Source organism: Microbacterium sp. VKM Ac-2870 (assembly GCF_015350795.1).
Classification (GTDB): Bacteria; Actinomycetota; Actinomycetes; order Actinomycetales; family Microbacteriaceae; genus Microbacterium.
Map to the genome: position 1 here is coordinate 705,428 of NZ_JADKSH010000002.1, position 20,055 is coordinate 725,482.

General features: G+C 68.9%; 19 protein-coding genes. 18 read left to right on the plus strand and 1 reads right to left on the minus strand.

The annotated features are described in order from the left end of the window. Positions 1-40 precede the first annotated feature (40 nt). The 8 genes from rplT to pheT all read left to right on the plus strand — a co-directional run bounded on the left by rplT (position 41) and on the right by pheT (position 8,482). Positions 41-421 (plus strand): 50S ribosomal protein L20, encoded by a 381-nt coding sequence (rplT, locus tag ITJ43_RS07195; RefSeq protein ID WP_194583125.1) that lies wholly within the window; start codon positions 41-43, stop codon positions 419-421. A 73-nt stretch (positions 422-494) separates the two neighbouring features. Further along, positions 495-1,295 (plus strand): TrmH family RNA methyltransferase, encoded by an 801-nt coding sequence (locus ITJ43_RS07200; protein ID WP_194583126.1) that lies wholly within the window; start codon positions 495-497, stop codon positions 1,293-1,295. 87 nt (positions 1,296-1,382) lie between these two features. Then, entirely contained in the window at positions 1,383-2,171 is a 789-nt protein-coding gene (locus ITJ43_RS07205; RefSeq protein WP_194583127.1) for an amino acid ABC transporter ATP-binding protein, read from the plus strand. Between the two features lie 64 nt (positions 2,172-2,235). Continuing rightward, entirely contained in the window at positions 2,236-3,147 is a 912-nt protein-coding gene (locus tag ITJ43_RS07210) for a glutamate ABC transporter substrate-binding protein (protein WP_194583128.1), read from the plus strand. Positions 3,148-3,226: 79 nt separating this feature from the next. Further along, the gene (locus ITJ43_RS07215) at positions 3,227-3,874 is read left to right on the plus strand and encodes an amino acid ABC transporter permease (RefSeq protein WP_194583129.1); all 648 of its coding nucleotides are present in this window, start codon (positions 3,227-3,229) and stop codon (positions 3,872-3,874) included. Continuing rightward, a complete protein-coding gene (locus tag ITJ43_RS07220; RefSeq protein ID WP_194583130.1) occupies positions 3,871-4,797 on the plus strand; it encodes an amino acid ABC transporter permease in 927 nt (308 codons plus the stop codon). Before ITJ43_RS07215 ends, ITJ43_RS07220 begins: the two co-directional genes overlap by 4 nt. Positions 4,798-4,865: 68 nt before the next feature. Next, positions 4,866-5,918, plus strand: coding sequence for a phenylalanine--tRNA ligase subunit alpha (gene pheS / locus ITJ43_RS07225; RefSeq protein ID WP_194583131.1), 1,053 nt, complete (start codon positions 4,866-4,868; stop codon positions 5,916-5,918). Then, a complete protein-coding gene (gene pheT / locus ITJ43_RS07230; RefSeq protein WP_194583132.1) occupies positions 5,918-8,482 on the plus strand; it encodes a phenylalanine--tRNA ligase subunit beta in 2,565 nt (854 codons plus the stop codon). The genes pheS and pheT overlap by 1 nt, the downstream gene beginning before the upstream one ends. A 16-nt stretch (positions 8,483-8,498) precedes the next feature. Here the strand turns inward: pheT and ITJ43_RS07235 are convergent, their stop codons facing one another. Next, positions 8,499-9,629, minus strand: a complete 1,131-nt coding sequence (locus tag ITJ43_RS07235; RefSeq protein WP_194583133.1) for an AAA family ATPase — start codon at positions 9,627-9,629, stop codon at positions 8,499-8,501. 104 nt (positions 9,630-9,733) lie between these two features. Here ITJ43_RS07235 and ITJ43_RS07240 point away from each other — a divergent pair, with 104 nt between their 5' ends. The 10 genes from ITJ43_RS07240 to ITJ43_RS07285 all read left to right on the plus strand — a co-directional run bounded on the left by ITJ43_RS07240 (position 9,734) and on the right by ITJ43_RS07285 (position 19,963). Then, positions 9,734-10,963: an HAD-IA family hydrolase gene (locus ITJ43_RS07240; RefSeq protein ID WP_194583134.1), complete on the plus strand. Its 1,230-nt coding sequence runs from the start codon at positions 9,734-9,736 to the stop codon at positions 10,961-10,963. Continuing rightward, on the plus strand, positions 10,960-11,973 hold the full coding sequence (locus tag ITJ43_RS07245) for a LacI family DNA-binding transcriptional regulator (protein WP_194583135.1): 1,014 nt from the start codon (positions 10,960-10,962) through the stop codon (positions 11,971-11,973). The genes ITJ43_RS07240 and ITJ43_RS07245 overlap by 4 nt, the downstream gene beginning before the upstream one ends. Positions 11,974-12,091: 118 nt before the next feature. Continuing rightward, entirely contained in the window at positions 12,092-12,994 is a 903-nt protein-coding gene (locus ITJ43_RS07250; RefSeq protein ID WP_194583136.1) for a carbohydrate ABC transporter permease, read from the plus strand. Continuing rightward, on the plus strand, positions 12,991-13,857 hold the full coding sequence (locus ITJ43_RS07255; RefSeq protein WP_194583137.1) for a carbohydrate ABC transporter permease: 867 nt from the start codon (positions 12,991-12,993) through the stop codon (positions 13,855-13,857). Before ITJ43_RS07250 ends, ITJ43_RS07255 begins: the two co-directional genes overlap by 4 nt. Before the next feature lie 49 nt (positions 13,858-13,906). Continuing rightward, positions 13,907-15,280 (plus strand): extracellular solute-binding protein, encoded by a 1,374-nt coding sequence (locus tag ITJ43_RS07260; RefSeq protein ID WP_194583138.1) that lies wholly within the window; start codon positions 13,907-13,909, stop codon positions 15,278-15,280. Positions 15,281-15,345: 65 nt separating this feature from the next. Next, positions 15,346-15,975: a 2'-5' RNA ligase family protein gene (locus ITJ43_RS07265; protein ID WP_194583139.1), complete on the plus strand. Its 630-nt coding sequence runs from the start codon at positions 15,346-15,348 to the stop codon at positions 15,973-15,975. Further along, complete coding sequence (locus ITJ43_RS07270) at positions 15,968-16,579, plus strand: 2'-5' RNA ligase family protein (RefSeq protein ID WP_194583140.1); 612 nt, start codon at positions 15,968-15,970, stop codon at positions 16,577-16,579. Before ITJ43_RS07265 ends, ITJ43_RS07270 begins: the two co-directional genes overlap by 8 nt. A gap of 59 nt (positions 16,580-16,638) precedes the next feature. After that, complete coding sequence (locus tag ITJ43_RS07275) at positions 16,639-17,409, plus strand: ABC transporter ATP-binding protein (protein WP_194583141.1); 771 nt, start codon at positions 16,639-16,641, stop codon at positions 17,407-17,409. Beyond that, on the plus strand, positions 17,391-18,974 hold the full coding sequence (locus ITJ43_RS07280; protein ID WP_194583142.1) for a hypothetical protein: 1,584 nt from the start codon (positions 17,391-17,393) through the stop codon (positions 18,972-18,974). Before ITJ43_RS07275 ends, ITJ43_RS07280 begins: the two co-directional genes overlap by 19 nt. An 11-nt stretch (positions 18,975-18,985) precedes the next feature. Next, positions 18,986-19,963, plus strand: coding sequence for an NAD-dependent epimerase/dehydratase family protein (locus tag ITJ43_RS07285; protein ID WP_194583143.1), 978 nt, complete (start codon positions 18,986-18,988; stop codon positions 19,961-19,963). Positions 19,964-20,055: the final 92 nt, after the last annotated feature.

Here is a 20,055-nt window from a genome sequence, read left to right on the forward strand (position 1 = left end):
ACGCATCCTGATTTGCAGATAAGGCTAGGAAACAGAAGAAATGGCTAGAGTCAAGCGGGCAGTCAACGCCCACAAGAAGCGTCGCGTCATCCTCGAGCGCGCATCCGGTTACCGCGGTCAGCGTTCGCGCCTGTACCGCAAGGCCAAGGAGCAGGTCACCCACTCCCTCGTCTACGCGTACCGCGACCGTCGCAAGCGCAAGGGCGACTTCCGTCGCCTGTGGATCCAGCGCATCAACGCCGCGAGCCGCGCCAACGGCCTCACGTACAACCGCTTCATCCAGGGTCTGGGTCTTGCGGGCGTGCAGGTCGATCGTCGCATGCTCGCCGAGTTGGCCGTCAACGAGCCCAAGACGTTCGCGTCGCTCATCGAGACCGCCAAGAAGGCGCTGCCGGCGGACGTGAACGCGCCCAAGGCGTAATCACCGCACACAGCACGAAGAAGGGGTGCCCCCCGTACGGAGGGCGCCCCTTCTTTTTCTCTAGGATGAGAGCGTGCTCGAAAACCCCCGATCGCCCCGTGTGCGCGCCGTGGCCAAGCTGACCAAGCGCAGCGCTCGGCAGGAGACCGGGCTGTTCCTGCTCGAGGGACCGCAGGCCGCCCGCGAGGCGCTCGCCTTCCGTCCCGACACCCTGGTCGAGCTGTTCGCGACCCCCACGGCGATGGAGCGGCATCAGGACATCCGCGACGCGGCGCGGGAGGCCGACCTCGAGGTCGTCTTCACGACCGAGGCGGTGCTCGACGCCATGGCCGACACCGTCACTCCGCAGGGGATCGTGGCCGTTGCGCGCCAGTCGCCGACGTCGCTGAAGGACGTGTTCGCGGCATCCCCGACCCTCATCGCGATCTGCGAAGAGGTGCGCGACCCCGGCAACCTGGGCACGATCATCCGTGCCGCCGACGCGGCGGGAGCGGATGCCGTGGTGCTGACGGGCCGCACCGTCGATCCCTACAACCCGAAAGTCGTCCGCGCGACGACCGGGTCGCTGTTCCACCTGCCGGTCGCGGTCGGCGCAGACCTGGCGAGCACCATTGAACGCGCGCACGCCGCGGGCTTGCGGGTGATCGCCGCCGATGTCGGGGGAGAGGACTTCCTCGCCCGCCGTGACGTGCTGGCCGAGCCCACCGCGTGGCTGTTCGGCAACGAGGCCCGCGGTCTCGAGGACGACGCACTGAACCTCGTCGATGTCTCTCTGCGTCTGCCGATCTACGGCCGTGCGGAGTCTCTGAACCTCGCGACGGCGGCCAGTGTCTGCCTGTACGAAACGGCTTTCGCGCAGCGCGGCAGCCGCTAGAGCGGATTGTTCCGGATCGATGACGAGTCGGTCAAGATCCTGTGCATAAGTTGTGACGGGTCCATAGCTTCTGCCTAGGCTGGCCCCATGTCGATTCCGAATGCGACCCCGGCGACCTCCAACATCACGGTGCGCCGTGGGGATCCGCTCGTCGTGGTCAGCAACGTCGAGAAGCACTACGGCGACTTCCACGCGCTGAAGAACATCGATCTCACGGTCGACCGTGGAGAGGTCGTCGTGGTGATCGGCCCGTCCGGTTCGGGCAAATCCACGCTTTGCCGCACCATCAATCGCCTCGAGACGATCACCACGGGCACGATCACCATCGACGGCAAAGAGCTGCCGAAAGAGGGCAAGGCGCTCGCGACGCTCCGTGCCGACGTCGGCATGGTCTTCCAGTCGTTCAACCTGTTCTCGCACCTCACGATCCTCGAGAACGTGACCCTCGGGCCGATCAAGGTGAAGAAGATGAAGAAAGCGGATGCCGAGGCCGAAGCGAAGGTGCTTCTGGAGCGCGTCGGTGTCGCCCACCAGGCGTCGAAGCTGCCGGCTCAGCTCTCCGGCGGTCAGCAGCAGCGCGTCGCGATCGCACGCGCCCTGGCGATGAAGCCGAAGGTGATGCTCTTCGACGAGCCCACCAGTGCGCTCGACCCCGAGATGATCAACGAGGTGCTCGACGTGATGGTCGGCCTCGCGCAGGACGGCATGACCATGATCGTCGTCACTCACGAGATGGGTTTCGCGCGGAAGGCCGCCGATCGCGTCGTCTTCATGGCCGACGGCCAGATCGTCGAGCAGGCGAGCCCCGACGAGTTCTTCACGGCACCCAAGAGCGACCGCGCGAAGGACTTCCTCTCCAAGCTGATCACGCACTGATGAAGACGTCCGCGCCCTGCACCGGCGCGGTCAACGAGAGATAGATACGAAACAGGAGACTCACATGCAGAAGACTCGAATCGCCGGCGCACTGGCCGGCCTCGCCATCGCCGCCCTCGCCCTGACGGCGTGCAACAGTGGCACTCCGGGTGCAGAACCCGGGTCGACGGACGGGGCCAGCGCCGCCGCCGAGACCCCGTGGACCGTCGCGACGGACGTGACGATCGCGGGCAGCCCCACCTTCGACAAGATCAAGAGCGCGGGCGTCGTCAAGGTCGGCGTGAAGGAGGACCAGCCCGGTCTCGGCTACCTCAACCCGGTCGACAACACGCGCAGTGGGTTCGATGTCGACATCGCGCGTTGGATCGCCGCATCGCTCGGTATCGCCGAGGACAAGATCCAGTTCCAGCCGATCGCCTCCGCAAACCGCGAGCAGGCCATCGTGAACGGCGACATCGACTACTACGTCGGCACGTACTCCATCACCGACAAGCGCAAACAGCAGATCTCCTTCGCCGGCCCCTACTTCATCACCGGCCAGGGCCTGCTCGTCGCCGCGAGCAACGACAAGATCACAGGCAAGGACTCCCTGACGGCCGACGAAACCGTGTGCTCGGCCACGGGTTCCACCTCGATCCAACGGATCAAGGAGGAGACTCCCGCCAAGACGAAGGAGTACGACACCTACTCCGCGTGCGTGGAAGACCTCAAGAACGGGCAGGTCGACGCCGTCACGACCGACGAGGCCATCCTCATCGGCTACGCGGCGCAGACACCCGACCTTCTGAAGGTCGTGGGCGAGCCGTTCAGCGAGGAACGCTACGGCGTGGGCATCGCGAAGGGTGACACCGCGCTGCAGACATTCATCAACGCGATGTTCACCGATGGTGGCTCGACCTGGCAGGCGATCTTCGACAAGAACCTCGGTGCGTCCGGCGTCAAGGCCACGCAGCCGAAGGTCGACGCGGCCGGCTGACCCACAGCGGTGGCGGCGCCCGACGCGCCGCCACCGCTGTCTAGCCCGCACAGGACAGTAGACGACGGAAGGCGGCACGGTGGAAGTCATCACCGACAACCTCGACCTCTGGGGCGAGGCGATCAGCGGCACGCTCGTGCTCTTCTTCGGCGGCGGCGTTCTCGCGCTCGTCCTCGGGTTCATCGTGGGAGCTATGCGCGTGTCGCCCATTCCGGTCGCACGTGCGGTCGGCGCGGTCTACGTGAATTGGATCCGCAACACCCCGCTGACCCTCGTGATGTTCTTCTTCGCGTTCTGCCTCCCGATCCTCCTACGTGAACGCATCGACGCGATCCTCTTGTCGACTCTTGCGCTCGGTGTCTACACCGCCACCTACGTCGCCGAGACCCTGCGCTCCGGTATCAACACCGTTCCGGTGGGGCAAGCCGAAGCGGCCCGCGCTCTGGGGCTCACGTTCGGCCAGGTCATGACGCTCGTGGTATTGCCGCAGGCCACCCGGTCGGTCATCCCGCCCATGATGAGCGTTCTCATCGCCCTGCTGAAGAACACGACCGTCGCTGCAGGCTTTTCGGTTCTGAATCTCGGATCCGTGCGGAGCAACCTCAGTGAGCGCGGCGAAAACCAGCTGGTGACCCTGCTGTGGGTCATGATCATCTTCGTCGCCATGGTGCTGCTGCTCGCGTGGTTGCAGAACGCGATGGAGCGCAGATGGAAGGTCGCGCGATGAGCTCGGTGCTGTACGACGTCCCCGGCCCGCGCGCCGTCGCGCGCAACCGCATTCTCGGTGCGGCCACCATTCTCGTCATCCTCGCGGCTGTGGGATGGGTGATCTGGCGCTTCGCGGCGACCGGCCAGTTCGCGGCCGACAAATGGGAGATCTTCTCCTACGGTGCGATCTGGCAGCGTCTGCTGGGCGGCGCGGTGGCTACCCTGGCGGCCTTCGCTGCCGCGGCCGCCGGTGCCCTTGTTCTTGGCTTCGTGCTAGCCATCGGTCGGCTCTCCGAACACGCGTGGATCCGCGTACCCGTGGGATGGATCACTGAGATCCTCCGGGCCGTGCCCGTGCTGGTGTTCATGATGTTGCTCTACTACGGCCTTCCGGTCGTGGGGGTGCGGATGGAGCCCTACTGGGCCGTCGTCATCGCGCTCATCGCGTACAACGGATCGGTGCTCGCCGAGGTCATCCGCGCAGGAGTCGAATCGTTGCCGCGCGGGCAGGGCGAGGCAGGCTACGCGATCGGGCTCCGGAAGGCCGGCGTCCTGCGCCTCGTCCTGCTGCCGCAGGCCATCCGCGCCATGATGCCGGTCATCGTCGCGCAGCTCGTCGTCACGCTCAAGGACACCGCGCTCGGCTTCATCATCACCTACCCCGAACTGCTCTACGTCATCAAGCTGCTCGGTTCCAACGCGGTCTACGCCTCGCCGCTCATCCAGACCGCCATCATCGGCGGGTCCATCTACGTGGCCATGTGTCTCGCTCTCAGCTACGTCGCCTACCGCATCGAGCAGCGCAGCAAGCGCCGTCAGCAGCAGCAAGCCAACGAGGGGGGTGCGCCTCATCATCCGGTCGCGCAGGGCACCGACACCGAGCTGATCGCGCTGCAGACGCGGGCAGGCAAGCACGACCCGGGCAGCGCCGGTCGGGGTTGAGGTGGAGATCGCCGAGCTCGGCATCCCCGTCCTGAGGGTCGGCCGACCCGCCGGTAGACTCCTCTTTTGTGTCTGACGCACCCGAGATCACCAGCGCAATCACCGCAGAGAACGTGGATGCCGCAGTCGCCGACGCCCTGACGGCGATCGCTGCGGCGGGCTCCACGGCCGAGCTCAAGGCGGCCCGCGCGGCGCATGCCGGCGATGGTTCGCCCCTCGCCCAGCTCAATGCGCAGTTGCGGAACGTCCCGAACGACCAGAAGGCCGCTTTCGGCAAGCTCGTCGGACAGGCGCGCGGACGCGTGACCCAGGCGCTCGTGGCCCGAGAGGAAGAGCTCGCTGCCGCGGAGTCGGTTGCCAAGCTCGAAGCCGAGCGGGTGGACATCACGGCGATCGCACCGCGCGGCCGCGTCGGGGCGCGCCATCCGATCTCACTGCTCCAGGAGGAGATCGCCGACCTCTTCGTCGGTATGGGGTGGGAGATTGCGGAAGGCCCCGAACTCGAGCATGAGTGGTTCAACTTCGACGCCCTCAACTTCGACGTCGATCACCCTGCCCGTCAGATGCAGGACACCTTCTTCGTCGACCCGGTCGAGCGCCACCTCGTGCTGCGCACGCATACGAGCCCCGTTCAGGTGCGTTCGATGCTCGAGCGCGAGCTGCCGATCTACGTGCTCTGCCCGGGACGCGTCTACCGGACCGATGAGTTCGACGCGACCCACCTGCCCGCCTTCACTCAGTTCGAAGGCCTGGTGATCGACAAGGGCATCACGATGGCGAACCTCAAGGGAACGCTCGACCACGCCGCCAAGGTGCTCTTCGGCGCCGAGGCGAAGACACGCTTTCGCACCAACTTCTTCCCGTTCACCGAGCCGTCCGCCGAGCTCGACCTCTGGCACCCGACCTTCAAGGGCGGCGCCCGATGGATCGAGTGGGGCGGATGCGGCATGGTCAACCCCAACGTGCTGCGCGCGGCGGGTATCGACCCCGAGGTGTACTCCGGATTCGCATTCGGAATGGGCATCGAGCGCACGCTCATGTTCCGCACCGATGTGCAAGACATGCGCGACATGGCCGAAGGCGATGTCCGCTTCAGTGAACAGTTCGGAATGGTGGTCTGATGCGCGTCCCTCTGTCGTGGTTGCGTGAGTACGTCGAGCTTCCCGAGAACGCGACGACCGACGACGTCTTCGCGGCGCTCGTCTCGGTGGGCTTCGAGGAGGAAGAGGCGATCGCGTTCGAGATCAGCGGACCCGTCGTGGTCGGCCAGGTGCTCTCGTTCGACGCGGAGCCGCAGTCCAACGGCAAGACCATCCGGTGGTGCCAGGTCGACGTCGGCGAGGCGAACGGGGGAGTGCGCGGCATCGTCTGCGGTGCCTCGAACTTCGTCGAAGGCGACAAGGTCGTCGTGTCGTTGCCGGGCGCGGTGCTGCCCGGACCCTTCCCGATCTCGGCACGCAAGACCTACGGCCACGTCTCAGACGGCATGATCGCCTCGGCGCGCGAGCTGGGCCTCGGCGACGAGCACAACGGCATTCTCCGCCTGGTCGAGCTCGGCCTCGACCCCGAGGTCGGCACCGATGCCATCGCCCTCCTCGGCCTCGACGACGTCGCGGTCGACGTCAACGTCACCCCCGACCGTGGCTATGCGCTCTCGCTGCGCGGGATCGCGCGCGAGTACTCGCACGCCACCGGCGCCGCCTTCCGCGACCCCGCCGCACACGAGTGGGACGACGTCCAGCCCGGCAGCGGCTTCCCGATCGTCGTGGACGACCAGCTGCCGCTTCGCGGACGCATCGGGGCGAGTGAGTTCGTCGTGCGCGTCGTCCGCGGTGTCGACCCCACCCGGCCTACGCCGCCGTGGATGGTCTCACGACTGACGCTTGCCGGCGTCCGCTCTCTCGGCATCCTGATCGACATCACGAACTACGTGATGCTCGAGCTCGGCAACCCGATTCACGGGTACGACTTCGATCTGCTGCGGGGGGGCATCACGGTGCGCCGCGCCGCGGAGGGCGAGAAGCTCACGACCCTCGACGGCAAAGAGCGCACGCTTAGCGTCGAAGACTTGCTCATCACCGACGAGTCGGGTCCTATCGGCCTCGCCGGTGTGATGGGCGGCGGCACGACCGAGATGACGGATGCCACGCGCAACGTGCTGATCGAGGCGGCCATCTTCGACCCCATCACGATCGCCCGCACGGCACGCCGGCACAAGCTTCCCTCCGAGGCGTCGCGTCGCTTCGAGCGCGGCGTCGACCCGTTGCTGCCCTTCGTCGCGGCGCGTCGTGTTGCCGACCTGATGGTCGAGCTCGCCGGCGGCACGCTCGACACCGAGGTGGGCGGCGCGCTGTTCGCAGAGGTGTTCGTCGAGGGCATAGAGCTGCCCGGTACGTTCGTGTCGACGCTGATCGGCGTGGACTACACGGATGCCGAGATCACGAGCGCCCTCGACATGGTCGGCTGCGAAGTCACCGACATCGATCATGCGCTCGCCGAGGCTCTCGTCTTCGACGAGCCCGAGCCCCGCGACATCGCGGGAGGCGGGTGGATCGTGATCCCGCCGACGTGGCGCCCCGATCTGACCGACAAGTGGACGCTCGCCGAGGAGGTCGCCCGCATCCACGGGCTCGACCGCATCCCCTCGATCCTGCCCACGCCGCCCTCCGGCCGCGGGCTGACGGCGCTGCAGAAGGGCCGGCGCCGCGTCGCCAACGCGCTCGCGGCCGCGGGCTTCGTGGAGACGCCGTCGTTCCCGTTCTCGACCGCCGAGGCCAACGCTCTGCACGGCTCTGCCTCAGGCGAGCCGCTCCCATCGGTCAAGCTGGCGAACCCCCTCGACGGTCAGGCCCCGTACCTGCGTCGCTCGCTGATTCCGGGTCTGCTGGCGGTCGCGCACCGCAATCAGGCGCGCGGCTTCACCGATCTGGCGCTCTTCGAGACCGGTTCCGTCTTCGCGCCGCAGAAGGGGGTGGAGTACGGCACCGCGACGGTGCCGCCGCTCGCCGTCCGCCCCGACGACGACACGCTGGCCGCTCTCAACGCGGCGCTGCCGCCGCAGCCGCGTCACGCGGCCGTGCTGCTGGCCGGGGACATCGTGTCGAAGCACCCGGGTCAGTCCGCCGTGGCCGCCGACCTCTCCGACGCGCTCGGCGCCGTGCGGACGATCGCCGCAGCCGCTGGGGTGCGCATCGACGTTGCACAGGGGCAGCGCGCAGCGCTTCACCCCGGACGCACCGGCATCCTCACCGTCGCCGGCGTCGAGGTGGGCTACGTCGGCGAGGTGCTGCCGCAGGTGGCCGCCGACGCCGACCTGCATGGTCGCGTGTACGTCGCCGAGATGGACCTGGACGGCGTGCTGGGGCTGGCCGGCGCTCCGGATGCCGCGCCGTCGCTGTCGGGCTACCCCGCCGCCACCCAGGACGTCTCACTCGTCGTGGGCGACGACGTCGTGGCAGGCGATGTGCAGGCCGCGCTCGTCGAGGGTGCCGGCGATCTGCTCGAGTCGGTGCGTCTGGTCGATGACTACCGGGGTGCGGGATTGGCGGAGGGGACCAAGAGCCTGACGTTCGCGCTGCGTTTCCGTGCGGCAGACCGCACGCTCACGGCGTCCGAGGCGACCGAGGCGAAGCTCGCCGGTGTCGCCGTGGCGGCGGAGCGCTACGGGGCCACGATTCGCGAGTAGTCCCTGGCATTGGGGCTCAGCGCGAGCCCCAATGCCACGCCGGCACATCCATGAACCCCTGGCCTTCCACCGCCGTGCCCTTCGTGTCTTTGCTCAGATGCACGCGCGCCGACGCGGGAAGGGCATCGACGAGCTCCTTCGCGTGCGAGACGACGAGCACCTGCGTATGCGCTGCGGCGCTCTCGATCAGCCGTGCCAAGGCAGGCAGCAGCGAGACGTGCAGGCTGGCCTCGGGCTCGTTCAGGATGAGCAGGGGAGCGGGGCGTGCGGGCAGAAGGGCTGCGCACAGCAGGAGGTACCGGAGGGTGCCGTCGGAGAGCTCCCCGGCGTCGAGCGGACGCAGCAATCCGCTCTGGCGCAGGGTGAGTCGGAACAGTCCCTCGCTCGCCTGTATGTCGACACCGGAACCGGGAAAGGCATCGTCGACGGCACGCTCGAGCGCTGCACCCTGACCGGCATCCGCGATTGTCGCCCACGTCGCCGCCAGCGTCGCCCCGTCGTGCGATAGGGTCTGCGTCCGGGTGCCGACCTGCGGTCGCCGAGCCGGCGCATCGGCATCCACGCGGAAGTGGTCGTAAAACCGCCAGCCGCCCATCATGCGGCGCAGTGCCAGCAGTTCGGGGGCGGTGTCGCCGTCGGCGAGATCGGTGACGATGCTCTCGTACGGGGCGAGGCGCTGGTCCAGGTCTATCCAGCGTCCGTCGCGCACCCTCGTGTTCTGCCGCAGCCGGTCGATCAGGAGCGCAGCGGGCTTAGCGGTCGGGCCGGCGAACACCTGTTCGCGCTTGATCTCCGGATCGCGGGCGAAGGGATTGGCGATCGTCGGGTCGGACTGCGGGATGCCGAGGTCGATGAGATAGCCGAGTTCATCCGACGCGAAACCGAGCTGCACCGCGATGGGCCCCCGGCGTACGGTTCCCTGCGATCCACCGCTCTCCGGGCCGGCCCACAGCACCGACGGCAGCCCGCCCTCGCGCGCGAGGGCGCCGATCATCTCCCCGTGGGCGGCCGCGGCGAGCAGGCGCAGCGCGCGGTAGAGGTTCGACTTGCCCGATCCGTTGGGACCGGTGATCACGGTGAGCGGTCCGAGCGGCACGATCACGTCGCGGAGCGATCGGTAGCCGGCGACGGCGAGTGTCTGCAGCATGGCCTCATCGTGGCATCGTGCCCGGACATTGTGCGCACATCACCGCGACCTCGCAGCGCACGGCGCCAGTTGCAAACCGGGAACGTTCCCGGTTGGATGGGACCATGACAGCCGCCCCTGCCCTCGTCCTGTTCGACCTCGGGGGCGTGCTTTCGTCGGCTCCCCAGCGCTTCGAAACGCTCGGTCGCGTCGCCGGGGTGGATGCCTCGGCGCTCGCCGAGCCCTATTGGCGGTACCGGGACGAATACGACCTGGGTGCGAGCGTCGAGCACTACTGGCGAGCGGTGATCAGGGACGCCGGCGGCGGTGAACCCGGTCCGGACCTCATCGCGGAACTCGCCCGCGCCGATGCCGAGTCGGCCACGCGCATCCGCCCGGAGGCCGCCGCGATCCTGCGGGCGGTAGCCGCCTCAGGGGCGGAGATCGGCATCGTCTCCAACGCCCCGCGCGCACTGGCGGCGCGTGCGCGGGAGCGCGGCTGGGCGCGATCGGTCACGCACTGGTTCTTCTCTGCGGAGATCGGTCTCGCCAAGCCCGATGCCCCCCTGTTCGCCCATGTCGCGAAGGAGCTCGGCGTCTGCGATCCCGCCCGCATCGTCTTCATCGACGATCGTGCCGAGAACGTCGAGGCCGCGCGGGCGGCGGGGTGGGCGGCCCACCTGTGGGTGTCGGATCTCGCCATGGCCGCCATCGTCGGCGTACCGATGCGTGACATCGTCGCGCGTCGCACGGTCGCGTTCGACCTCGGTGAGGTGCTCGCCTCTGCCCCCTCGCTCTTCGCCGCCCTCGCCGCCCGTGCGGGATCGGCAATATCCGAGCTGTCGGCGGCGTACTGGCGGCACCGCGACCGCCACGATCGCGGCGCCCCGGCATCCTGGTTCTGGACGGCGGTGCTCACCGATCTCGGGATGGGCGCCGAGGATGACCTGATCGCGGAGCTCTCGCTGATGGATGCCGAGGCATGGACCGACATCCGCCCTGCAGCGAGGGCGACTCTGGCTGCACTGTCGGAGGCCGGAGTTCCGCTCGCGGTGGTCTCGAATGCGCCTCGCGAGCTTGCTGAAGCCGCACGAACCCGCGAGTGGGCGCCACTGATCGACGACTGGTTCTTCTCGGGTGAGCTCGGCGTGCTCAAACCGGAGGCGGCGATCTACGCGCACGTGCAGGAGGTCCTCGGGGTCGACGGACGAGACCTCCTCTTCTTCGACGACCGACCCGCCAACGTGGCCGCTGCGTGTCGGGCTGGATGGGATGCGCGCCTGTGGGAGTCTGATCGGGTGACCGCCGATACCCTGGCTGCCCTGGTGCCCACCGATTCGCCGGGGGCTTCGTGAGCTCTCGAGCCCGCTCGGTCACCATTCTGGATGTGGCGGCGGAGGCCGGGGTCTCGAAGTCGGCCGTCTCGCGCGCCCTCGCCGGCCAGGGCGAGGTGAGTCCCGAGGTGCGAGAGCGCGTGGAAGCGGCCGCGCAGAAGCTCGGCTACGTCGTGAACTCCATGGCGCAGGGGCTGCGCACACGCACCCGGATCCTGGGAGCGGTGCTGCGCGACATGACCCGCCCGTACTACGGCGTGCTGGCCACCGCTCTGGAACAGCAAGCGGAAGAGCGTGACTATCGCCTGATCACCGTGGTCGGCGGCGCCGAACTCACCCCCGCGTCGGCGGTGCGGGCCCTGCGCACTCTGGTTTCGCTCCGCGTCGACGGGATCGTCCTGTCGTCGGCGCAGCTGTCGGTGGAGGAACTCGTTCCCGTCGTCGCGCGCGTACCGCTGACCTCGGTCGGCCGCCGCGAGAGCGTCGAGGGAGCGAGCTTCATCTCGGCCGACGACGCCGGTGCCGGTGCCGACCTGGCCGCCCACCTCATGGCGCTCGGGCATCGTCGCATCGCCGTGCTGGGCGTGGACGCCTCCTACTCGCTCAGCCAGAACCTCCGCACCGTCGCGATGGCCGAGGCCGTGCGCGGGGCCGGAGGCGAAGCGCGGTGGTATCCGGTTCCCAGCGATCGCAACGTCCGGGCCCAGGTCGCCTACATCGTGGGGGAGCGGTGGGCGACGGCGATCATGTGTCCCACTGACGAGGCCGCCGTCGGGGCGCTCGAAGAGGTGCACCGCGCCGGGCTGCAGGCGCCGCGCGATCTGTCGGTGACCGGGCTTGACGCGCAGTCTCCGCTGGCGACGCCCCTGCTGGGGCTCACCACGTTCCGTCAGCCCGTCCCGGAGATGGGCCGCGCCGCGATCGATGATCTCGTCGAACGTTTGGAAGACGGTGCGCTCCCGCGTGAACAGGTGCTCCGAGGCGAGCTCGTCGTCGGTCGGACGACCGGCCCGCCCCCACTCGCGTCATAGCCCTCGACGTGTCACCGATTGTTCACTTCCGCGTTCCGGGAACGTTCCCGAATCCGCGGATCCGCTTGTTATCGTCGTGTGTCCGGGAACGTTCCCGGAACGCAGACGAGGAGGCGGGATGCCGACGACAACATCGGGGGTGCGCACGCGACGCGCACGCGCCGGCATCGGGCCGTGGCTGGTGCTGCCCGCTCTGGTCCTGCTCGCCGTCTTCGTCTACATCCCTGTCGGCCGCGGCATCCAGCTGAGTCTGTTCGGCAGCGACTTGCTCGGCAACCCGAGTCGATTCGTGGGGCTTGCCAACTGGGGGCGCTTCTTCACTGACCCGACGCTGGTGCGCAGCGTCGGCACGTCGCTGGTGATCGCGGCCTGTGCGACGGCGATCGCGGTCTCGATCGCCGTCATGGGGGCGCTGCTGTTGCGCGAGCGCATTCCGGGCCGTGGGGTGTTCCAGGTCATCCTCTCCCTGCCGTTCGCCTATTCCGCGGCGACGGCCTCCGCGGTCTTCGCGGGTCTGTTCGCTCCGTCGGTGGGGGTCATCAACGACATGTTGGCGCGCATCGGGGTGGACGGCCCGCCGTGGCTTCAGGACCCGGGGTGGGCGGTCGCGTCGATCTCTCTCGCGACCGGCTGGTACGAGTCGGGATTCGCCTTCCTCGTGATGATCGCCGCCGTGCGTAACCTGCCTGACGACGTGCTCGAAGCAGCGAGCCTCGACGGAGCCCACGGCGTGCGACTGATCCGCTCCATCCTGCTTCCTCTGCTGTGGCCGAGCATCTTCTTCCTGATCGTCACCCAGATGATCAGCGGGCTGCAGACATTCGCGCAGGTGTTCGTCCTCACACGCGGAGGCCCGAGCGACAGCACGCGCACCCTCGTCTTCACGCTCTACGAGCTCGCCTTCGGCGGAGGCACGGCGAACTACTCGCAGGCGTCGGTCGTCGCGACGTTCCTGGTGCTCCTGGTCGGAGCCGTCACGGCCATTCCCTTCCTGCTGTCGCGTCGAAAGAACAACGCATGAACCCCTCACTCACCATCCCGGCCCGCCGGAGTCGCGATCGCGCACCGCGGTCGAGCTTCGGACGCGTCGCGCGCGGCGCCGCCATTGCCGTCCTCGTGTCGATCGTTCTGCTGCCGGTCTACCTCACGTTCGCCTCGGCGTTCTTTCCGACGGGGGAGTTCCTCCGCTCGGGGCTGCTTCCGCCACTGAGCCGGCTCACCTTCGACAACATCGCGACTGCCCTCGGGGCCGTCCCCTTCGTTCCCCAGTACCTCACCAGCATCACCGTCGTGGTCCTGCAGACCGCCGCGCAGCTGATCACCTCGGTGCTCGCGGCCTACGCGCTGGTGTTTCCGCGCTGGCGCCTGCGCGGCATCGCGTTCGGAGCCATCATCGTCACCCTCGGCGTCCCCGGTGAGAGCCTGACGATCTCGAACTACGACCTCGTGAGCTCCATGGGGCTCCGCGACACCGTCTTCGGCATCGTTCTGCCGTACCTTGCCGCCGGCTACACCGTCTTCCTCCTGCGTCAGGCATTCGCGGCGTTCCCGTTCGAGGTGTGGGAGGCGTCGCGGCTCGACGGCTGCGGTCACGTTCGCTCGCTGATGGGCGTCGTGCTGCCGTCGTGCCGTGCCCACCTGACGACGGCCGCACTCTGGAGCGCACTGTCGGCCTGGAACGGCTTCTTCTGGCCGCTGCTGATCACAGACTCACCCCAGAACCGCACGATTCAGGTGGGTGTCAGCCAGCTCGTGGCGGGGGAGATCGCGGTTCCGCCCGTCATCTTCGCCGGCGCCGCGCTCGTTCTGATCCCCACCGTGCTGCTGGTGATCGTCAGCCAGCGCTTTCTCATCGGCGGCATGGCCGCCGGCGCGCTGCGCTGACGCCGTCCGCTCATTCCGTTCCCCTCTCACCTGAACCCGGAGAACCCTCATGAAGAAGCTCACCCTGGCGACCATCGCCGCCTTCGCCGCCCTCGCTCTTGCCGGTTGCTCGTCCGGCGGCGCCGTTCCTGCGTCGACGTCGGCCGCACCCGGCGCCTCGGCACTGGACGGTGCCGGCGAGGTCGACATCACCCTCTGGCACGGCCTGGGCGCCGTGAACGGACAGGCCTTGCAAAGCCTCGTCGACCAGTTCAACGCCCAGAATGCGGGCAAGATCCACGTTGATGCCGTGTTCCAGGGCACCTATGACGATCTCCTCGCGAAGTACACCGCGAGCGTGAAGGACGGCTCGAGCCCCACCGTCATGCTGGCCGGCGACATCGCGTCGGGGTACATGCGGGACGTGCAGCGTTCGATGTCGCCCGAAGCGATGGCGGCGGCCAATCCCGGCGAGCTGAACCTCGACGATCTGCGCCCTGCGGCACGGCGCTACTACAGCACCGACGGGCATCTCATGGCGGTGCCGATGAACACCTCCACTCCCGTGCTCTGGGTCAACACGCAACTGCTCGCCCAGGCCGGGCTGCCGGCCGATGTTCCCCTGTCTTCGCTCGACGACGTCGCCCGCGTCGCAAAGCTGGTGGCCCAGAAGACCGGTCAGGCCGGCTTCGTCCAGGCGATGGACGGCTGGTGGTTCGAACAGGCCACCGCCGCAGCCGGCGCGCAGTACTGCGCACCCGACAATGGGCGTGGCGCCGACGGTCAGCCGACCGCCGTCGCCTTCGACGACCCGGCGCAGGTGGCTGCCTTCTCCACCCTCACCGACATCTACACCTCGGGTGCCGGACTCGACGTGGGTACCGATGGAAACGCCGCCGTGGCTGCCTTCGCCGCCGGCAAGGTCGCGCTCATGTTCAACAGCTCCGGTGCCGCCGGCGCGATCGCGAAGTCGGGCATGACGGGCTACACGGCCGCTCGCTATCCGCTGTCCGGTGATCCCCGCTCGTCCGGCACTGTGGTGGGCGGATCGGCGCTCTGGCTGAGCGCGACAGCAAACGATGCGCAGAAGGTCGCGGGGTGGAAGCTCGAGTCGTTCCTCGCCTCGGCGCCGGCCCAGGAGCAGTTCTCCCAGACGACGGGCTACATCCCGATCAACATCGGGGTCGATTCCTCGTCGACCGAGAAGTCCTACCTCGCTGCGCAGCCCTCGGCGCAGGTGTTCCTCGACCAGGTGAACGCGGTGCCGCAGGTACCCGCGACCGCCGGCTGTCTCACCGGGGCGATGACGGGCATCCGCAAGGTCATCGTCTCGGCCATGCAGTCCGCCTTCTCCGGCAAGACGTCAGTCGCCGACGCGTTGACGACGGCGCGAGCGGCGACCGCCGACGTGCTGCAGCAGTACCGCGACCAGCTCGGCGGGTGACATCCGCATCGCGCGGCATCCCGCACCGCTCTCACACCCCGACACCTCGACACGAAAGCAGAACCATGGACGATGTGCGCTACGGCGTGTTCCTCCGCCCCGACCCGGCCACGTGCTGGGCGGTAACCCAGATCACGGATGCGCTGCGTGCGCAGTTCGGTCTCGTCTCGGCCGGAGCCTTCCCGCCGCATGCCACCCTGATCGGCAATCTCAGGGCGGCTTCGGCCGCCGAGGTCGAGGCGGCGATCGATGAGGCGCTGGATGGAGTTGATTGCTTCCCGTTGCACAATGCGGGCGTGGTCGCCGACGGCCCCTGCTGGCTGATGGATGTCCACTCCGACGGGGTCGGCGGCGTCAACGAGCCCCTGGTCGCGCTCGCCGATCGGGTGCGGGGTGCGGTGCTGCCGCTCGCCCTGCCGCGCGAGGACTATCTGGTCGGCCCCATCGACAGCCCGCACTTCTGGGCGCACCTCTCGCTCGCCTCGCACGATCTGCTGGTCGAGCCGCGGTTGGCCGCCGAGGTGGGGGATTTCATCGCCGGTTTGCCGATCACCTGGCCGGCGCGTTCTGTCGCGGAGGTCGTCTCCCTCTTCGCCTTCACGGCGGACTGGGACGGCCGGTGGTGGGACGACCTGGCGTGGACCCACCTGCGCTCGTGGATGCTCCCCTCTCGAAAGGAGCAGAGCAATGCCTGAGCCGCGGTACGGCATCTTCCTGCGTCCGGATCCGACCATGGCGTGGGCGGTCACTCAGATCACCCACGCGCTACGCGCGCAATTCGGCCTGATCTCCGCGGCGGCTTTTCCGCCGCACGTGACCATCCAGGGTTCGCTCGCCATCGCGACGTCGGTGGAGGAGCTGGAGGCGGCCGTCGACCGGGCGGTGGCCGCCAGGCCACCCGTCCTGCTGATCACTGCCGGCATCCGCACGCCCGACCCCGGCATCCCGATCGACGTCCACACCGGCGAACGCGCAGAGCCGGATGGCGAGCTTCAGCGTCTGGCGCGCGCGATCTTCGATGCGGTGCTGCCGCTCGGGGTCATCGGTGACGACCGTCTGAGCCCCCGCACCCCCGATCAGTTCCACGCGCATCTCTCACTGGCTTCGCACGATCTGGCCCGACGCCCCGACCTCTACCGCGAGGTGCGCGACTTCGTCGACGGGTTGCCGGTCGCAATTCCCTCGCGATCTTTCTGCGACACCGTGTCACTGTTCGAGTTCCACACCGCGCACAGCTGGTACGACGCCTGGTGGGAAACACTCACCTGGCGGCATCTGCGCTCGTGGACTCTGCGGTAGCCCGCGCTCCAGAGCACACCATCGCGCCGACCCGATGGCTCGGGCTAGTGTCGGTGGGGATGACTGACACGCAGATGGTCCCCGCCCTGCAGCTGACCGGGCTCACGAAACGCTTCGGCGACAAGATGGCCGTGGGCGGTGTCGATCTCATCGTTCCGCCGGGATCGTTCTACGGTCTCGTCGGCCCCAACGGTGCCGGAAAGACCACGACGCTGTCCATGGCGACGGGCCTGCTCAGGCCCGATGCGGGCACGGCGTGGGTGCACGGGGTGGACGTGTGGGCAGATCCGGTGCGTGCGAAGTCGATGATCGGCAACCTCGCCGACGGCGTGCGCCTGTTCGATCGACTCACGGGCGAACAACTCATCACGTACACCGCCATGATGTTCTCCGTGCCGCGGGAGCAGATCGCGGGGCGTGTCGCCGATCTGATCGCGCTGATGGATCTCGGCGAGGCCGCAGGCACGATCGTCGCGGACTACTCCGCCGGCATGACCAAGAAGGTCGCTCTGGCCTGCGCGCTCGTGCACGCACCGCGACTGCTCGTGCTCGACGAGCCGTTCGAGTCGGTCGATCCGGTCTCGGCGGCCAACATCGAGGATGTGCTGCGCTCGTACACCTCGTCGGGCGGCACGATCATCATCTCGAGCCACTCGATGGATCTCGTCCAGCGCATGTGCGACCACGTCGCCGTGATCGCGGCTGGTCGCGTGCTCGCCGCCGGCACCGTCGACGAGGTGCGCGCGGGCGAGTCGTTGCAGGACCGCTTCCTCTCGCTCGTCGGCGGCCGCCACACTTCGGAGGGCCCGCAGTGGTTGCGACAGTCCTGAGGCTGCGGTACCGGATTCTCGGTAACACGCTCGCCCGGCGCCCGTGGCAGCTCGTCGGCTTCTGCTTCGGCATCCTGTGGGCGATCAGCATCCTCGGCGTGACGATCTCGAGCCTCATCGCGACCGCACTGTTCCAGGGACTGGATGTCGCCCGTGCCTTCGCCGTGGTCGGTGGATCCGCCCTCCTGCTGGGCTGGGTGCTCGGCCCCGTGCTCGTCACCGGCATGGACACCACGGTGGACGCCGAGAAGCTCGCACCGTTCCCGCTCAGCACGCGGCAGATCATGACCGCGCTGACGGCCACCGGAGTGACCGGCATCCCCGGCATCGCCACGTCGATCGCGACGCTGGCGACCCTGGCGCTCTGGGTGCGCTGGCCGCTCGCCGCGGTCATCGCCGTTCCGTGTGTCGCGCTGGCGGTGCTCACGTGCGTGGTGGCCTCGCGGCTCGTGTCGGCGCTGTCGACGGGCCTCGGCGGCAATCGCCGCGGCCGCGAGCTGATCGGTACCGTCGTGCTGGTGCTGCTGATCATGGCCGGCCCCATCGTCACCGGAACACTCGCGCTGTTCACCTCGACGCGGAACATCGGTGAGCGCTTTCAGCAGATCGCGGACGTCTTGGGGTGGACCCCGATCGGCGCCGCGTGGGCTGTTCCGGCCGACGTGGCCTCCGGCGCCTGGGGCCTCGCGACGCTGCGGTTCCTGCTTGCCGTCGCGACCCTCGGCGTGCTCTGGTGGCTCTGGGCGCGTGCCCTCCACGGTGCGACCACGGCGCCGCGTCAGCGCACGGTGCGCGTCGCGCGTCGCGGCGCACTCGGACTGTTCGGACGTATGCCCACCGGCGGGATCGGGGCGACCTGGGCGCGCGCGCTCACCGCGTGGCTGCGCGATCCGCGGTACCTCCGCCAGCTGCTCGTCGTTCCCCTGTTCCCGTTGCTGTTCGCCTTCACCGGCGGCATCCACGGTTTCACGTTCGCGGCGTCGGCCGTCCTCGTCGCCTTCGTGCTGTGCCTGGCCGGATACACCGATGTGTCGTACGACGGCACCGCGTTCGCCTCGGTGCTCTCCACCGGCATCCGCGGTCGCGACGATCGCCTCGGTCGTGCACTCGGTGCAGCGACCATCGGCATCCCGCTCGTCGTCCTCGTCGCCATCGTGACGACCACCATCGGCGGCAAGACCCAGCACCTGCCAGGCATCCTCGGCGCCTCGCTCGGGCTGGTGCTCGGCGGCTACGGTGTGTCGGCTGTGTCGTCCGCGCTGATCGTCACCCCCGTCGCCGCACCCGGTGACAGTCCGTTCAAGAGCGTGCCGGGTCAGACGTTCCTCACCGGCCTGCTCGTGTTCGTCGTGATGGGGGCGTGCGCGGTCATCGGCGTACCCGCCGCCGTGTTCGCGATCATCGGACTCGTCACCGGCGCGGCGGTGTGGGGCTGGGTGTCACTAGCCGTCGGTATCGTCGTCGGCGGCGGTGCCGCCGCTCTGGGCGTGTGGCTCGGAGGTCGCACGCTCGATCGCACCGGTCCCGATCTGTTGCAGCGCATCAAGGCGTTCCCCACGACGTGACGGCACAGCGCATGACCGACGTCCTCGTCCTCGGTGGCAGCGGCTGGCTGTCATCGCGCATCGCAGAGAAGTGGCGGGATGCCGGGGCCGCCGTCACCTGTCTCACGCGCGGATCTCGGCCCTCGCCGCACGGCGTCCGACACATCGTCGGCGACCGGGACGATGAGGCGGCGTACGAGGCCGTCAGAGATCGCTCCTGGGACGAGGTCGTCGACATCTCCTCTCGCGCCTCTCATGTGCGCGCCGCCGTCGCGGCTCTCGGCGAGCGCGCCGGGCACCTCACCTACGTGTCGAGCGTGTCGGCCTACGCCGACGATGACGACCCGGGCGCCGACGAGTCGGCCCCGCTCGCGGTGCCGGCCGAGCCGGGAGATCCCTACGACTATCGGCGGGAGAAGTCCGCCGCCGAAGCGGCCGTGCGGGCGGGGCTCGTCGGTCGTGCCGCTGTCGTCCGCCCGGGCTTGATCGTCGGCGCCGGTGACCCGACCGACCGATTCGGCTACTGGGCCGCGCGCTTCGCAGCTGCCGGGTCCGGTCCCGTGCTCGTGCCCGACGCTCCCGACGCGGCGGCGCAGGTGATCGATATCGACGATCTCGCGGCCTTCGTGGTCTCGTGCGGCCAGTCGACGGCCACCGGCGCCGTCAACGCCGTCGGCGACAGCCTGCCGCTGCGCGCCATGCTGGAGGCCGCCCGTGCGGTGGCCGGTCACACGGGCGAGCCGGTCGCGGCGCCACCGCGCTGGCTGCGCGAGCACGGGGTCGAGTACTGGGCCGGACCGCGGTCGCTGCCCCTCTGGTTGCCCGACGACGTGCCGGGGTTCGCGCGCCGATCCCACGCGCGGTACCGCGCGGAAGGAGGGCAGCTCGCCCCGCTGGTCGCCACGATCGAGCGCGTGCTCGCCGATGAGCGGGCCCGCGGCCTGGAGCGAGCACGGGCGGCCGGGCTGCGCCGTGCCGACGAACTCGCCCTCATCGCCGACCTCGCCTGACCTCGCCGACTCGCCCGACGGTCGCGTCGCCCCGATTTGCGGCCGACCCGCGTCGCGCGATACGGTCACCGCATGTCTTCGGCCGCCGCTCT

Bases quoted from the DNA above. Each gene is read 5' to 3' on its own strand.
- ITJ43_RS07255 (WP_194583137.1), top strand. From the start codon at position 12,991: ATGAACCCCTCACTCACCATCCCGGCCCGCCGGAGTCGCGATCGCGCA.
- ITJ43_RS07220 (WP_194583130.1), top strand. From the start codon at position 3,871: ATGAGCTCGGTGCTGTACGACGTCCCCGGCCCGCGCGCCGTCGCGCGC.
- ITJ43_RS07250 (WP_194583136.1), top strand. From the start codon at position 12,092: ATGCCGACGACAACATCGGGGGTGCGCACGCGACGCGCACGCGCCGGC.
- ITJ43_RS07260 (WP_194583138.1), top strand. From the start codon at position 13,907: ATGAAGAAGCTCACCCTGGCGACCATCGCCGCCTTCGCCGCCCTCGCT.
- pheT (WP_194583132.1), top strand. From the start codon at position 5,918: ATGCGCGTCCCTCTGTCGTGGTTGCGTGAGTACGTCGAGCTTCCCGAG.
- ITJ43_RS07205 (WP_194583127.1), top strand. From the start codon at position 1,383: ATGTCGATTCCGAATGCGACCCCGGCGACCTCCAACATCACGGTGCGC.
- ITJ43_RS07270 (WP_194583140.1), top strand. From the start codon at position 15,968: ATGCCTGAGCCGCGGTACGGCATCTTCCTGCGTCCGGATCCGACCATG.
- ITJ43_RS07240 (WP_194583134.1), top strand. From the start codon at position 9,734: ATGACAGCCGCCCCTGCCCTCGTCCTGTTCGACCTCGGGGGCGTGCTT.
- ITJ43_RS07275 (WP_194583141.1), top strand. From the start codon at position 16,639: ATGACTGACACGCAGATGGTCCCCGCCCTGCAGCTGACCGGGCTCACG.
- ITJ43_RS07235 (WP_194583133.1), bottom strand. From the start codon at position 9,629: ATGCTGCAGACACTCGCCGTCGCCGGCTACCGATCGCTCCGCGACGTG.
- ITJ43_RS07265 (WP_194583139.1), top strand. From the start codon at position 15,346: ATGGACGATGTGCGCTACGGCGTGTTCCTCCGCCCCGACCCGGCCACG.
- rplT (WP_194583125.1), top strand. From the start codon at position 41: ATGGCTAGAGTCAAGCGGGCAGTCAACGCCCACAAGAAGCGTCGCGTC.
- ITJ43_RS07285 (WP_194583143.1), top strand. From the start codon at position 18,986: ATGACCGACGTCCTCGTCCTCGGTGGCAGCGGCTGGCTGTCATCGCGC.
- ITJ43_RS07210 (WP_194583128.1), top strand. From the start codon at position 2,236: ATGCAGAAGACTCGAATCGCCGGCGCACTGGCCGGCCTCGCCATCGCC.